This is a genomic window from Kushneria indalinina DSM 14324, from assembly GCF_003385845.1.
GTDB lineage: Bacteria > Pseudomonadota > Gammaproteobacteria > Pseudomonadales > Halomonadaceae > Kushneria > Kushneria indalinina.
This window is the reverse complement of record NZ_QRDJ01000007.1, coordinates 688,139-701,792: the sequence shown is the minus strand read 5'-3', so window position 1 is coordinate 701,792 and position 13,654 is coordinate 688,139. Positions and strand designations below refer to the sequence as shown.

General features: G+C 61.9%; 13 protein-coding genes. 8 read left to right on the top strand and 5 right to left on the bottom strand.

The genetic code is table 11. The features are described from left to right. The first annotated feature begins 5 nt into the window (after positions 1–5). Positions 6–956, top strand: coding sequence for a D-2-hydroxyacid dehydrogenase family protein (locus tag C8D72_RS09900; RefSeq protein WP_115854238.1), 951 nt, complete (start codon positions 6–8; stop codon positions 954–956). Here C8D72_RS09900 and C8D72_RS09895 read toward each other — a convergent pair whose 3' ends face one another. Next, positions 957–1,379 (bottom strand): GFA family protein, encoded by a 423-nt coding sequence (locus tag C8D72_RS09895; protein ID WP_115854237.1) that lies wholly within the window; start codon positions 1,377–1,379, stop codon positions 957–959. It lies immediately after the preceding gene. A 253-nt stretch (positions 1,380–1,632) separates the two neighbouring features. Between C8D72_RS09895 and C8D72_RS09890 the strand changes: the two genes are divergently transcribed. Then, positions 1,633–2,025 carry an MAPEG family protein gene (locus C8D72_RS09890; protein ID WP_115854236.1) on the top strand — a complete coding sequence of 131 codons (393 nt, stop codon included), beginning with the start codon at positions 1,633–1,635 and terminating at the stop codon, positions 2,023–2,025. A gap of 171 nt (positions 2,026–2,196) precedes the next feature. Here the strand turns inward: C8D72_RS09890 and C8D72_RS09885 are convergent, their stop codons facing one another. Beyond that, positions 2,197–2,448: a hypothetical protein gene (locus tag C8D72_RS09885; protein ID WP_115854235.1), complete on the bottom strand. Its 252-nt coding sequence runs from the start codon at positions 2,446–2,448 to the stop codon at positions 2,197–2,199. Positions 2,449–2,842: 394 nt separating this feature from the next. Next, on the bottom strand, positions 2,843–3,277 hold the full coding sequence (gene cdd / locus C8D72_RS09880) for a cytidine deaminase (protein WP_115854234.1): 435 nt from the start codon (positions 3,275–3,277) through the stop codon (positions 2,843–2,845). 167 nt (positions 3,278–3,444) lie between these two features. Here cdd and C8D72_RS09875 point away from each other — a divergent pair, with 167 nt between their 5' ends. The 3 genes from C8D72_RS09875 (at position 3,445) to C8D72_RS09865 (ending at position 7,846) form a co-directional block, all read left to right on the top strand. After that, positions 3,445–4,098 (top strand): 4Fe-4S dicluster domain-containing protein, encoded by a 654-nt coding sequence (locus C8D72_RS09875; protein WP_115854233.1) that lies wholly within the window; start codon positions 3,445–3,447, stop codon positions 4,096–4,098. 49 nt (positions 4,099–4,147) lie between these two features. Continuing rightward, entirely contained in the window at positions 4,148–6,760 is a 2,613-nt protein-coding gene (locus C8D72_RS09870; RefSeq protein WP_170140562.1) for a molybdopterin-containing oxidoreductase family protein, read from the top strand. 183 nt (positions 6,761–6,943) lie between these two features. After that, positions 6,944–7,846, top strand: coding sequence for a DMT family transporter (locus C8D72_RS09865; RefSeq protein WP_115854231.1), 903 nt, complete (start codon positions 6,944–6,946; stop codon positions 7,844–7,846). A gap of 48 nt (positions 7,847–7,894) precedes the next feature. Here C8D72_RS09865 and C8D72_RS09860 read toward each other — a convergent pair whose 3' ends face one another. Further along, entirely contained in the window at positions 7,895–9,052 is a 1,158-nt protein-coding gene (locus C8D72_RS09860) for a glycosyltransferase family 9 protein (RefSeq protein ID WP_115854230.1), read from the bottom strand. A 398-nt stretch (positions 9,053–9,450) separates the two neighbouring features. Between C8D72_RS09860 and C8D72_RS09855 the strand changes: the two genes are divergently transcribed. The 3 genes from C8D72_RS09855 (at position 9,451) to C8D72_RS09845 (ending at position 12,265) form a co-directional block, all read left to right on the top strand. Next, a complete protein-coding gene (locus C8D72_RS09855; RefSeq protein WP_245955215.1) occupies positions 9,451–10,302 on the top strand; it encodes an HAD-IIA family hydrolase in 852 nt (283 codons plus the stop codon). 200 nt (positions 10,303–10,502) lie between these two features. Then, a complete protein-coding gene (locus tag C8D72_RS09850) occupies positions 10,503–11,201 on the top strand; it encodes a pirin family protein (protein WP_115854228.1) in 699 nt (232 codons plus the stop codon). Positions 11,202–11,314: 113 nt separating this feature from the next. Further along, complete coding sequence (locus C8D72_RS09845) at positions 11,315–12,265, top strand: ribokinase (RefSeq protein WP_115854227.1); 951 nt, start codon at positions 11,315–11,317, stop codon at positions 12,263–12,265. 93 nt (positions 12,266–12,358) lie between these two features. Here C8D72_RS09845 and gabT read toward each other — a convergent pair whose 3' ends face one another. Beyond that, complete coding sequence (gene gabT / locus C8D72_RS09840; RefSeq protein WP_115854226.1) at positions 12,359–13,636, bottom strand: 4-aminobutyrate--2-oxoglutarate transaminase; 1,278 nt, start codon at positions 13,634–13,636, stop codon at positions 12,359–12,361. Positions 13,637–13,654 lie beyond the last annotated feature (18 nt).

Genomic DNA, 13,654 nt, shown 5'->3' with positions numbered 1-13,654 from the left:
ACGAAATGCGTTGCGCTATCCTTGATGACTATCAGCATGCGGCCCTCGCCATGGCCGACTGGTCGCGCCTTGAAGGGCGTGTCGCGATCACGCCCTTTCACGATCACCTTGACGACGAAGACGCCCTGGTCGAGCGGCTGCACTCCTTTGATGTCATCGTCATCATGCGTGAGCGTACGCCCTTCCCGGCCTCCCTCCTGTCGCGCCTGACGCAGCTGAAACTGCTGATCACCTCGGGAATGCGCAATGCGGCCATCGATATCGAAACCGCCCGCGAGCAGGGCATTACGGTGTGCGGCACCGACAGCCATCCGGCACCGCCCACAGAACTTGCCTGGGCGCTGATGCTGGGGCTGGCGCGCCATGTGACGACGGAACATCACCATCTCACCACCAATGGTCCATGGCAGAGCACAGTGGGCATGACGCTGGCCGGGCGCACGCTGGGGATTGTGGGACTCGGAAAGATCGGCACGCGCATCGCGCGCATCGCGAAGGCCTTCGATATGGAGGTGTTGGCCTGGAGTGAACACCTGACGCCGACGCGCTGCGCCGAGGCCGGCGTGACGCTTGCCGAGTCGAAACGGGCGCTGCTGAGCGAAAGCGATATCGTCTCGATCCATCTGGTGCTGAGCGCGCGCACTCGTCATCTGATCGATCGACAGGCGCTGGCGTGGATGTCGCCCGCGTCACTTTTGATCAATACCTCGCGCGCCGCGATTGTCGACCAGAACGCGCTGGTCGAGGCGCTCGAGGCAGGTCAAATCGCCGGCGCGGGGCTGGATGTCTTCGAGCAGGAGCCGCTGCCCCTCGATCATCCCCTGCGCCGACTGCCCAATGTGCTGGCCACCCCGCATCTGGGTTACGTCAGTGATACCAACTATCGCACCTGGTTTGGTCAGGCGATCGAGAACATCGAGGCCTGGCTTGCGGGCACGCCGATTCGACGGCTGTGACTACCCCTGGCGTGGCACCGGGTCGCTGTCCACGTCCTGTGAATAGCGCCGTGTCTCGTTGGCGAAATCATAAAAGCCGGGCTTGTCCGTCATGTAGATCTCTTCGGTCATCACCATACAGGACTGGTCATCAAAGGTGCCGGCCGTGAACGCATAGGCGTTGTCAGGGGTGTGGCGAAAATAGAGCTGGCTGCCGCAGCGCAGGCAGAAGCCGCGCTCGCCCTGATCGGAAGAGTGATAGATGCCCACCGGCGAGGCCTCGTCAAAGACCGGCTCGCCGTCACAGATCACGCCCAGCATGGGCCCCCCCGTCGCCTTGCGGCACAGCGAACAGTGGCAGACATGCACCTCACCACCATGACGCACCGTAAATCGCACCTGGCCGCACAGGCAGCCACCTGCCCTTTCCGTAATGTCGGTCATGATTCCTCCTTGAAAACATTGTTGTTCGAGGCCGTTGCCGTCAGTACCTGGCCCGTAGCGTTCATGCCATATGACCCTGCTCACCCTCTCCCGGCGTCACCCCCTGAATAGTAAGCATGAGGCATGGCCGGACACCATATTCTTTAAATCTGATAAAAGCATCACGAGGCTGCTCGCCATGACAACACTTCAATGTCAGCGGCCTGCTACGCTGAAGAAGAGATTATCATCCTGATCACTCCGGGAGCTGCCCATGAGCATGGAACTGTATCTGTTGGGCTGGACGCTGGTGCTTGCCATCGTCCAGATCCTGCTGCCTGCGATGTATCGCAATCGCGAAACCGGCATTGATTACAATGCGGGCCCGCGCGACAAGGAAGGCCCACCGATGGGCGTGGTGACGGCGCGGCTGTTTCGCGCCCAGAAAAACCTGTTTGAAACCCTGCCCCTGTTTATCGGTGCCATTCTGATAGCGCACGTGGGTCATCAGGAAGGAGCGTTAACCGGCTGGGGCGCCTGGCTCTATTTCCTGGCTCGTATTGCGTACGTTCCCCTGTACGCCATGGGCATTCCCTACGTGCGCTCGATGGTCTGGGGCCTCAGCCTGCTCGGACTCGTGATGGTGATACTGGCGGTCATCTTCTAGAGCACGTCCGCGGTGTTAATGACCGAGGCCTCAGCAAAACGCCCGGCGCATGGCCGGGCGTTTCGGGTCTGGTCAATACGGCGATCGGGACCCTGTAAGTACCAGAACAGGGACATAAAAATGCCGCCTCAAGGGGCGGCATTTCGAAATGTCTGCGGTACTTGCCGCCGATCAGGCAGAAACGCGCTGGCCGATTTGCTGATCGTTGATGGGGCGGCTCTCGCGGGCCATCATGAGGGTCAGCGTCCTGGACTTGTTCAGTGTCTGCATGGCAAAGGACGGCGAATGCAGATCGTTCCAGTGACCCACCGTATCCAGAAACTCGCCACACTCGGAGCAGGAAATCTCGTCCCACTCGTTGCAGGTATCCATCGGCGTCTGTTGATCGTGACCACAGCGAGTGCAGGAGATGTGATGTGTCATGACTCGGTTCCTTCCCTGGTAATGTTACCGCCCGTCCTGGGCGATATGGTTGGCAATCCTTGCCTTTGGCCATCCTGGCCGATGTCTGCGGCAATCCCTGCCGTGGCGTTCCTCGCCGTACTGATCAACGTCCCTGTTGATCCCGGGTCAGCGTCCGTGCTGACCGTGTAGACACACTCTGGCATAGCGCCGGGTAATGTACAAGCCTTGTACATTATAATTTTTTGTAAACGTTAAAGCCGGGCCAGGAAAGCGTTTTTGCAGGATTTTGTATGACATTTTGAAGAACATTCACCTCAGGGTGACCCATATTTCTCGCAACTTGTACAACACTGTGTTTTTAACCGCCAGTGCCTTTCCCGACCCTGCCTCAAAGAAACGGGACGTGGCGTTTTCACCCCATCCGTGAGGTTTTACCGAGATTTTCCGGACCAAAGGAATCCGGCAGCAGGGACGCCATGTCATAACGCTTGAGCGGGCGGCCTTCACCATTGACCACCACGATCACGGTGTCGGACGTGGCGAATTCGCGAATGCGCTGGCGACAGTCGCCGCACGGGGTGCAAAGTCCATCGCCCGGGCCAATGACATGGATGGTTCTGATCTCGCGCTCACCGGCAGCCACCAGCGCGGCAATGGCACCGGCTTCGGCACAAAGGCCCTTGTAGTTGGCACTTTCCACATTGCAGCCGGTGTAGGCCGTACCGCTTTCGCTGATGACAAGCGCCCCCACCGGGTGATTGGAGTAGGGCGCATAGGCGTTATCGCGTACGGCGATGAGCTGCGCACGCAGATCATCGGAAAGCGCGGCAGATACGGACTCGGTCATGAGACTCTCCTGACGGTAATGATCCTTTATTGTCGCAGCACACGTGGACCGGCAACAGCCACCTCCATGGATACAGGTCTTTACATTAAGATTTACTGTTTTAGCATCGACTCTTTGTAAGATTTTCATCCCGCGTTTTTTAAAAGTCTTGCGACAGGTAAACGTCAATGACCACATCCTCCCCCCACTGGCAGATGGCCGTCGACCTTGAGCGCTGTATCGGCTGTCACGCCTGCTCGGTCGCCTGCAAGGTCGAAAACGATATCGAGCTGGGCGTGTTTCGCACCCGGGTGCTCTATCACGACCACGGCGCCTTCCCCGCCACCCGGCGCAGCTTTCTGCCCACCCTGTGCATGCAGTGTGCCGATGCCCCCTGCATGACGGCGTGTCCGTCGGGGGCGATCAGGCGAAGCGATGACGGCATCGTGCACATCGACCCGGATACCTGCGACAAGTGGGAATCCTGCATCGGCGCCTGCCCCTACGGCGCGCTGCATATCGACCCGGTACAGGGCATTGCCAACAAGTGTGACTTCTGCAGCCACCGCCTTGAGCAGTCGATGGCACCGGCCTGCGTGGAAGCCTGTCCGGCCGACGTGCTGATCTTTGGTGACATCAACGACGATCAGAGTCCGGTGTCACGCTTTTATCAGCGCTACGACAGCGAACTAAACGGCCTGCGCGTCGAGCGCGGTACACAGCCACAGGTGCGCTACCGCGGTATCGGCACGGTGGTGCCGCAGGCCGCCGTGGACCGGCTGCCCGATGGCCGGCCGCACGACCCGCTGGATTACGAAATCGATCGGTGGGCCGAGCGCTGATGCGCTTTCCCTTCAGGATGCTCCCTCTGGTGGACAATACGGTGCCTGCATGAAACGACGATCCTTTATCAAGGCGGGCATTGCCGCCCTGGCCGGTCTTAAAAAAGGCGAATACATCTATCTGGGCGTGGGTGGCGCCCTCGGTGCGGCTGCCGTCGGCGGCGCCCTGATGGTGCCCTCCCCGGCCCGCAAGGTGAAAAACGATTATAGCCAGGCCAAAAGCGTCAAAAGCGTGTGTCTCAACTGCTCGAGCGTGTGCGGCATCGAGGGGTTTGTCATTGATAACCGGGTGGTCAAAATCCGCGGCAACCCACTGGATCCCAACATGGGCAGCCACATGACCTGCGCCAAGGGTCAAAGCGGGCCCACCATCAATGACTATCCCGAGCGTCTGGTGTATCCGCTCAAGCGAGCAGGGGCGCGGGGTGAGGGGCTGTGGCAGCGCATCAGCTGGGAGGAAGCCTGTGACGAGATCGCCGGGCGCATTCAACAAAGCATTGATGCCGGCCACCCCGAGCGCGTCGTGCTCCATGCCGGGCGCTCGCGGATCAATACCGAAATCAAACGCTTTCTGGGTGCCATCGGCTCGCCGGTTCAGCTCAACCACCGCTCGCTGTGCTCCTCGAGCAAGCGCGGCGCCAACTACGTGAGCCTGGGCGACACCGACTGGGAGTCGATCGACGCCGAGCGCTGTCGCTACTTTCTCAATTTCGGTTCCAACTTCTACGAAGCCCACCAGGGCGGGCTGCATCTGGTCAAGCGCGTCATCAAGGCCCGCTTTGATCACGGCGCGACGCTGGTGACCTTCGATGTGCGGTTGTCCAACACCGCCGGACGCAGCGACGAGTGGTTTGCGCCCTTCCCCGGCACCGAGGGCGCCGTGGCGCTGGCCCTGGCGCACGTCATCATGCGCGAGGGCGAGTTCGACCGGGAGTTCGTGACCCATTTCGTCAATCTCTCGGTTGACGAAATCACCGACTTTTTAAGGGATTACACGCCCGAGTGGGCCGAAGCCGAATCCGGGCTTGCCGCCGCTGACATCGAGCGCGTGGCACTGGCCTTTGCCCGCGAGCGCCCGGCAGCGGTGGCCTTTACCAATCGCGGCACCGGCTCGCACTACAACGGCATGAACGCCGAGCGCGCCGTGGTCATGCTCAACGCGCTGGTCGGCTCCGTGGGCCGCCCGGGCGGCTATTGCTACGGCATGGAAGAGAAGCTGCGCGCCGAGCGCTATCCCCAGCCCGAGCCCGTACCGCCAGAACCCACGGTCAGAACCGATCTGGAAGACCCGCCGGAGTGGCCGCTGGCCAACCGCTGGCAGAAGATGAAGGTCGGTCAGATCGTGTATGAGTACATCCGCCAGGGCCGTGCGACGGTGGATGTCTATCTCTCCTACACCCTTGGCTCGCCCATGAACTGGCCGGAGGGGCGCACCACCACTGTGGATGTGCTCAAGGATGAGTCGCTGATCCCCTTTCACGTCTGCTCGGACGTGGTCTATTCCGAGATGGCCCACTACGCCGACCTCATTTTGCCGGATGCCACCTATCTGGAGCGCTGGGGACTTGAGACCCGCAGCAGCCCCGAGCTTCGCCACTTTGTCACCCTGCGCCAGCCCATGGTGACCCCGCCGGGCGAGGCACGCAGCTACGCCGATGTACTCTTTGATATCGGCCGCCGTCTGGGGCCGAATCAGGCGCGCTATTTCGAATTTGGCGATCATGAGGCCTTCGTGCGCCATCAGTGTCGCCATATCCCTGCCGGTGAGGAGGCCGACGGCTTCGAATGGATGAAGCGCCACGGCGCCTTCGTCGATGATGTGCCCAAAAACTACGAGGCGCATCGTCGCCCCCTGAGCGAGGCGGCGATTGCCGACGCGCACATCGATGACGAAAGCGGACAGATCTATCAGCGCGACGCTCAGGGCCGGGCGCAGGTTATCGGGCTGATGATCGATGATCACGGGACGCCGCGCGCCGTTCGCGGGTTCGGGACGCTCTCGAGGCGCTTTGAGATCCACAGTCCGGAAATCACCAAAGTGGCCCGGGATCAGGGCATTTATCACGACGGGCTGCCGGGCTATCTGCCGGTGCCGGCCCATGTGGATCTGCCGGAGGACCGCTTCATCCTGACCAGTTTCAAATGGAACGTGCACACCCAGGGGCGCACGGCCAACCAGAAGTATCTGACCGAGATCGTTCACGACAACCCGATGTGGATCAATCCGCGCACCGCAAAGCGATTGGGAATTGTCACGGGCGACCGGGTCGAGCTGACCACCTATCGCCCGCGCAGCAGCGACCGGGGCGACCGGGCCTGGCGCGATACCGGCCAGCCGGTCGGCAGCCAGCAGGTGCACGTGGTGGTTACCGAGGGCATTCACCCCCGCGTGGTCGCGATCTCCAACAGCCTGGGGTACGTCGTCTCGGGACGGGCGGCCATGGCCCGCCAGGGCCCGCGCGAGCGTGAGGCCGCGCTGGGCTACAAGGGCTACGCGCCGGCGCCCGAGCGCGATGACCTGCGCGATCATCTGTGGTGGGACAAACGCCTGGGCGGGCGCGGCAACGGCATTAACGTTAACGCCCTGCAGCCGATCAATCCCGAACCCCTGATCGGCAACCAGGCCTGGTTCGACACGGTCTGCAGCCTGCGCCGCGTTTAGCGCCCGAATGCTCGACGGGCCAGGAGCGTCGCCCCTGCCCTCCCCAATGGCGCAACGGGAACAGGGCACTGGTTGCTGCCGGGTCAGGATGACGGGAGCCCGGGTCGTTCGGGTCACGCCCCCACCCCAGAGACACGACAGCCCGGGCGCCAGCCCGGTCACTGTCGTTGAGGAGAGTCCGACATGGCAGCCACCTCAAGTGATGCCGCCGCCCTTCACTCACGCGGTCTGACGCTGGCCACGCTCGGCATCGTCATTTTGAGCTTCGATAGTCTGCTAGTGCGACTGGCGGCCACCAACGGCTGGAACATCGCGTTCTGGCGCGGGGCTTTCATGGCACTTGTCATGGGGCTTTTCTACTGTCAGCGCCGCCGGCTGGCGACGCTCAACGCCCATCGCGGCGCCTCGCTCATTTCTGCCGGACTGCTGGCCGCCATCTCCCTGCTGTTCGTGATGGCGGTGATGCACACCCGTGTGGCCAATGTGGTGGTGATTCTGAGTACGGCGCCGCTGTTTGCGGCCATTTTTACCCGTCTGTTCCTGCAGGAACGCGTCGCGGCAAGAACCTGGGTGGCGATCGGTCTGGCCATGCTGGGGCTGATCATCGTCTTCGCCGGGTCACTGACCGGCGACGGCCTGCTGGGCGATCTCTACGCGCTGGGGGCCGCGATGGCAGTTGGCGCCAATCTGACACTGCTGCGGCGCTACCCTGTACTGGATCGACTGCCCCTGATCGCCGGCGGTGGCATCATCACGGCCCTCCTTGCCTGGCCCATGGCAACGCCGCTGGCGCTGGACACCCAGAGCTACGCCGTGCTTGCCCTCATGGGGCTGGTGCAGATGCCGCTGGCCACGGCACTGATCAACAACGCCACCCGCTATCTGCCCTCCGCCGAGGTGGCGCTGTTTTATCTGGTCGAGGCGATCCTGGGCACGCTGTGGGTCTGGTGGCTGCTCGGCGAAGAGCCCCCGGAGGCGACCCTCTACGGCGGCCTGCTCACCCTGGTCACGCTGCTCGTCAACGGCTGGCTGGGGCTGCACAGGTCGCGAAGCCGCCGGGTCGCGGCGGCCTCCCAGGCCGAATGATCCACCCGGAAGGCGCCTGCCGCGGTCGCTGTCGTTATGCGTCAACCGTTATGACGTCAACGCCATCTCCGGGGTCGGGTCAGGGACAACCGCCTCAATATCACGCCGCCCCTGGAACTGCTCGGGCCGGGTCACGGCCTCCAGCAGTCGCCCGGCGTCCGGCTGCCACAGCACGATATCCAGCGGCCCGCGCGGGGCAAACTTCAGCGACTTGCGCTTTTGCACCAGCGCCATGACCGGCACATCCAGCGCCGCACCGATATGCAGCGGGCCGGAGTCGGGGCTGATCAGGTGGCGGGCGTGGTGCAGCATGGCGGCAAAGATGCGCAGTGGCCGGGGACGGCAGAGCGCACCGTATCGACTATCGGCCATCTGTTGCTCGAGAGCCGGGGCGTGGCGCAGCTCCTCGGGCCCGACAAACACCACATAGCGCTGGCCGGCCGACTCCAGTGCGTCGATGCTCTCCTGCCAGAAGCTCAGGGGCAGGCGCTTGTCGAGATGCCCGCCCACAAACAGCGCCACAAAGGGCGCCGCCCGGCCGGCGTCATCAAAATCGATACCCAGCTCTTCCAGCTCACCGCGCCCGATGCTGCGCTCACCGCTGCTCAATAGCATCAGCGGGCGGTCACGACAGGACGTGTCCAGGGCGCGGGCAAACATCTGCGGCATGTCGTAAGCGTGACGCTGGTCGCCGCTGACCTCGATATCGAACCAGCGCTGGTCGCGCTTGCCCTTGCCCATGGTGTAGCGGCTTTTGATACAGCGCACGAAGATCAGCCCGGTCAGCGAGCTGGGCCCGGCCTGCACGGCCAGGTCGTATTGCTCCCGACGCAGACGCCGGAGCATGGCCGGAAAGCGCCACGGGCGCACAATGGCATCGCGCGACAGGGTCAGAACATGATCCACGCCCTGATGGCGAAACAGCGTCCGGGTATTGTCTGTCGTGAGAAGGTCGATCTGCGCGTCGGGAAAGCGCTGGCGAAACGTCTCGATGATGGGCGACATGATCAGGGCATTGCCGATGCGATAGTTGGGCCGCACCAGCAGTATCTTCAATGGTCCGTGCAGGCTTTCAACCTCGACCGCCCTGTTTTTTCGCAGATATTTCGTAATGAGAAAGGTCACGCCACGCCGGGCGATTTTTTCGACTTTCTGCGCTGTTGTCTTGAGAAATGTGTTGGTTCGAATCGCTGTTTTCAGAGACATCAAATCACCGGGTCAGGGCGGCCGTGGCGAGAAAACCTCTCGCAACCATTAATGATTTATTAAATCGTTTGACTGTCATTTAACAACATTAAAAGACCACAGTGACAGGCGCCGGTTCCGATATTCAAGCCGTATTTTTTAAAAAAGCCCCCTGAATCATGAAGAAAAAATTAAATGAAAATCTGAATTAAAAATGACGTTAATCTTCCTTATGAAAGTCTTTTTAAAACAATGTTTTTAAACAAAAGCGGGGCCGAGCGCATTGATCTTTCAACGCCTTCACCATGACTTCGGTCATCTCTCATCGCTGGTAACCGGCCAAAGGCCCGGTGGTAGAAAAGACACAACGCGCTATCTAACGCTATGCTGAACTTCATCACCAAAACGGGGGACGAATTGTGACGACAGGCAAGAAGGTAGAACGCGACGTCGATTGCTGGCTGACCGACATGGATGGCGTGCTGGTGCACGAGAACAAGGCCATTCCCGGGGCGGCCGAGCTGATCAACCAGTGGCGGGAGAAGCAAAAGCCCTTTCTGGTACTGACCAACAATTCGATCTATACCCCGCGCGACCTCAGCGCCCGGCTGGCGCGCAGCGGCATCGACGTGCCCGAGGAGCAGCTGTGGACCTCGGCGCTGGCGACCGCGGCCTTTTTGAAGGATCAATCGCCCGGGGGCTCTGCCTTTGTCATCGGTGAGGCCGGCATTACCACCGCCATGCATGAAGCCGGCTTTGTCATGACCGACACCGACCCGGACTACGTGGTACTGGGCGAGACCCGCACCTACTCGTTTGAGGCGATTACCCGCGCCATTCGACTGATCAACGACGGCGCCCGCTTTATCGTCACCAATCCGGATGTGACCAGCCCCAGCCAGGAAGGCCCACTGCCGGCGACCGGTGCCGTAGCGGCGCTGATCACCAGCGCGACCAAACGCGAGCCCTATGTCGTGGGCAAGCCCAACCCGATGATGTTTCGTTCGGCACTCAACAAGCTGGGCGCCCACTCCCTGCGCACCGGCATGATCGGTGATCGCATGGATACCGACGTGGTGGCAGGCATCGAGGCCGGGCTTCATACCGTACTGGTCCTGACCGGCATTGCCGACCGGTCCGAGGTCGAGCGTTATCCGTATCGTCCCAAGGAGATTCTCGATTCGGTAGCCGATCTGCTGGAGGACGACAATCGCGCGCAAACTACGAAAAAGGAGGACGGCAACGCCAAAAAATCCAGCGCGAAGGAATAAGACGTCTGTCGGGCAGTGATCTGAAACACGGGATAACTGCCCGCCTGTCCCGGCATCGGAGAATGCGACCGCCTCGAACTTCAGAACGGTTCCATTCGATTGGATCGAACGTTATCGCTTATTTTCTGCAGTTGCCCTGCAGGAAGTCGAAGCCGATGCTGTGACGCATTTCCGATTCTCTCTTTTTTGGAGTTTTTGTCATGCTGACCCTTCGCCCCGGCAGTGAGCGCGGCCACGCCGATCACGGCTGGCTCGAGAGCTACCACTCCTTCTCCTTTGCCGGCTATGTCGACCCAAGCCATGTCCAGTTTGGCCCCCTGCGGGTGATCAATGAAGACCGTGTCGCCCCCGGCGGCGGCTTTGGCCAGCACGGCCATCGCGACATGGAGATCTTTTCCTACGTGCTCGCCGGTGAGCTGGCGCACCGCGACACCCTGGGCAACGGTTCCAGCATTGGCCAGGGGCGTGTGCAACTGATGACCACCGGTACCGGCGTGGAGCACAGCGAGTTCAATCACAGCGCGCATGCGCCGGTGCACTTTCTGCAGGTCTGGCTCTTCCCACGTGAGACGGGGCTTTCCCCGCGCTACAGCGAGGCCGACTTCCCGTCTGATTCAAAACGCGACCGGCTGTGTCTGATCATTTCCCCCGACGGTCGGGAAGACTCGCTGCGCATCGAGCAGGATGCCTTCATTTACGCCACGATCCTGGACGGCGAGACCGCCCTGACCCATGAGCTCGCCCCCGGCCGGCGCGGCTACGTGCATCTCATTCGCGGCGCGCTGGAGGTTAACGGCCAGAACCTTGCAAGCGGCGATGCCCTGATGCTGGAAGACGAAGCACGGATCACACTCGCCCATGGTCGTGACGCTGAAGTACTGGTGTTTGATCTGCCCTGAATCGTCAGTCTGTCCTGGATCGTCAGTCTGCCCTGAATCGACAATGGGCCCCATCTGTTCGATGATCACGCCAAATCATTGCTATCACCGCATTGCCAATCAGCGAGGGCGTCATGTCAGCATCGAACCTATCGGCATCCGGAAGTGCCACCGTCTACAACTACGGGTCGATCAACATCGACCATGTCTACCGCGTGCCGCACCTGGTGCGCCCGGGCGAGACGCTCTCCAGCACTGATTATCAGATCGTGCTGGGGGGCAAGGGTGCCAACCAGACCATCGCGCTGGCGCGTGCCGGCGGCCGGGTCGCCCACTGGGCCCAGCTGGGCCAGGCCGACGAGTGGGCGCTTGCGACGCTGAAAGACGCCGGGGCCGATATCGATGATGTGACCCTGCTTGAGGGCTCGAGCGGTCACACCGTGATCCAGGTCGATGACGACGGCGAAAACGCCATCGTGCTGTTTGGCGGCACCAATCAGAGCTTCAGCAAGGAGCGCATCAGGGCATTGATCGACGGTGCCGACAGCGAGGGCTGGTTGCTGCTGCAAAACGAGTGCAACGATATCGAGGATGTGATCCGTCAGGCGCTGGGCCGGGGGCTGAAGGTCGCCTTCAATCCGGCGCCGATGACGCCCGCCATTCGTGAGCTGGCGCTGAGTGAACTGTCGCTGTTGTTCGTCAATCGCGGCGAGGCGGCCGCACTGGTCGAGCTGCCGGAAGAGAGCAACGCCAACACCCTGATCCAGGCGCTACAGCAGGCCCTGCCGAACACCGACATCGTGCTCACGCTCGGCTCGGAAGGGGCCTGGCGCATCGACGGCGAGCGCAATGAGCCCCTGTATCAGCCGGCCCGTCCGGTGCAGGCCGTGGACACCACCGGCGCCGGCGATACCTTCATTGGCTATTACATGGCCGCCGTGCAGGCAGGCTGTGACGCCTCGACCTGCCTTGAGCGCGCCACCGCCGCCGCCGCGCTTGCCGTACAGCGCGCCGGGGCCGCCACCGGCATCCCCACGATTGAGGAAGTCGAAACCTTTTTGCAGATTGCCGCGCGCCAGCCGTAATCCGCGATCGAGACCTGCTCGTGGCATAAAAAAGGCCCCGCCAATGGCGGGGCCTTTTGTGTCAGACGCGGCGGTCACCGGCACACGAGCTGCTTATGACTGACCGCTCATCTCACCGAGCATGGACTCGATCAGATCCATCCCTTCACCGAGCACCTCATCGCTGATGGTGACCGGCATCAAAAAGCGGATCGTGTTGGCGTAGAGCCCGCAGGAGAGCAGGATCAGGCCGCGCTCGCGCGCCGTCTTGCACAGTTTGCCGGCCAGCTCGGCATCCGGCTCGCCGTCGGCGCGGACCAGATCAAACGCCGCCATGGCGCCCAGGTGACGCGAATTGCGCACGCAGTCAAACGAGCGCTCCAGCGTCTGGAAGCGTTCGCCGAGCTTGTCGCCCAGTGCGCGGCTTTTCTCGAGAATGTTTTCCTCCTCGAAGACATCCAGCACGGCCAGTACGGCGGCACACGAGACCGGGCTGCCGGTATAGGTGCCCCCCAGCGAATTGCCGCCGGAGGCGTCCATCACGCTGTCGGTGCCCACCACCGCCGAGATCGGCATGCCATCGCCCATGCTCTTGGCCATGGTCATGATGTCGGGCTCCACACCGGTGTGCTCGATGGCAAACATCTTGCCGGTACGACCAAAGCCGGACTGCACTTCGTCAACGATCAGCAGGATGCCGTGCTCGTCACAGATCTCGCGCAGGGCCTTCATGAAGCTCGGTGAGGCCGCGTGAAAGCCCCCTTCGCCCAGCACCGGCTCGATGACGATCGCCGCGGTATCCTTTGGGTTGGCATCGGTCTTGAAGGTCATCTTCAGCCCGCGCAGCGCCTCTTCCTCGCTGACGCCGATCGATTCGACCGGATAGGGCGCGCGGTAGACCTGTCCGGGCATGGGGCCGAAGTCGGTGCGATACGGCGCGACCTTGCCGTTCATCGCCATGGTCATGAAGGTACGACCGTGATAGCCGCCGGTGAAGCAGATCACGCTGGAGCGACCGGTCGCGGCACGGGCAACCTTGACGGCGTTTTCCAGCGCCTCGGCACCGGAGTTGGCCAGCATCACCTTGGCGTGCCCGCGTACCGGCGTGATGTGGCTGAGTTTTTCGGCCACCTTCACGTAGCCTTCATAGGGCATGACGGTCTGGCAGGTGTGCATCACCTTGTCGAGCTGTGCCTTGACCGCCTCGACCACCTTCGGATGGCGGTGGCCGATGTTGAGCACGCCGATGCCGCCGGCAAAGTCGATAAAGCGCTTGCCATCGGCGTCCCACAGCTCGGCATTTTCGGCGTGGTCGGCAAAGTGGGTATCAGGGCTTGCCGCGCCGTTGGCCACGTAGCGCTTTTTCAGCTCGTTGAGTTCATTGTTGTTCATCTGCAGTCTCCTTTGATG

Bases quoted from the DNA above. Each gene is read 5' to 3' on its own strand.
- C8D72_RS09875 (WP_115854233.1), top strand. From the start codon at position 3,445: ATGACCACATCCTCCCCCCACTGGCAGATGGCCGTCGACCTTGAGCGC.
- C8D72_RS09850 (WP_115854228.1), top strand. From the start codon at position 10,503: ATGCTGACCCTTCGCCCCGGCAGTGAGCGCGGCCACGCCGATCACGGC.
- C8D72_RS09895 (WP_115854237.1), bottom strand. From the start codon at position 1,379: ATGACCGACATTACGGAAAGGGCAGGTGGCTGCCTGTGCGGCCAGGTG.
- C8D72_RS09845 (WP_115854227.1), top strand. From the start codon at position 11,315: ATGTCAGCATCGAACCTATCGGCATCCGGAAGTGCCACCGTCTACAAC.
- C8D72_RS09860 (WP_115854230.1), bottom strand. From the start codon at position 9,052: ATGTCTCTGAAAACAGCGATTCGAACCAACACATTTCTCAAGACAACA.
- C8D72_RS09885 (WP_115854235.1), bottom strand. From the start codon at position 2,448: ATGACACATCACATCTCCTGCACTCGCTGTGGTCACGATCAACAGACG.
- C8D72_RS09890 (WP_115854236.1), top strand. From the start codon at position 1,633: ATGAGCATGGAACTGTATCTGTTGGGCTGGACGCTGGTGCTTGCCATC.
- C8D72_RS09865 (WP_115854231.1), top strand. From the start codon at position 6,944: ATGGCAGCCACCTCAAGTGATGCCGCCGCCCTTCACTCACGCGGTCTG.
- C8D72_RS09900 (WP_115854238.1), top strand. From the start codon at position 6: ATGCGTTGCGCTATCCTTGATGACTATCAGCATGCGGCCCTCGCCATG.
- cdd (WP_115854234.1), bottom strand. From the start codon at position 3,277: ATGACCGAGTCCGTATCTGCCGCGCTTTCCGATGATCTGCGTGCGCAG.
- gabT (WP_115854226.1), bottom strand. From the start codon at position 13,636: ATGAACAACAATGAACTCAACGAGCTGAAAAAGCGCTACGTGGCCAAC.
- C8D72_RS09870 (WP_170140562.1), top strand. From the start codon at position 4,148: ATGAAACGACGATCCTTTATCAAGGCGGGCATTGCCGCCCTGGCCGGT.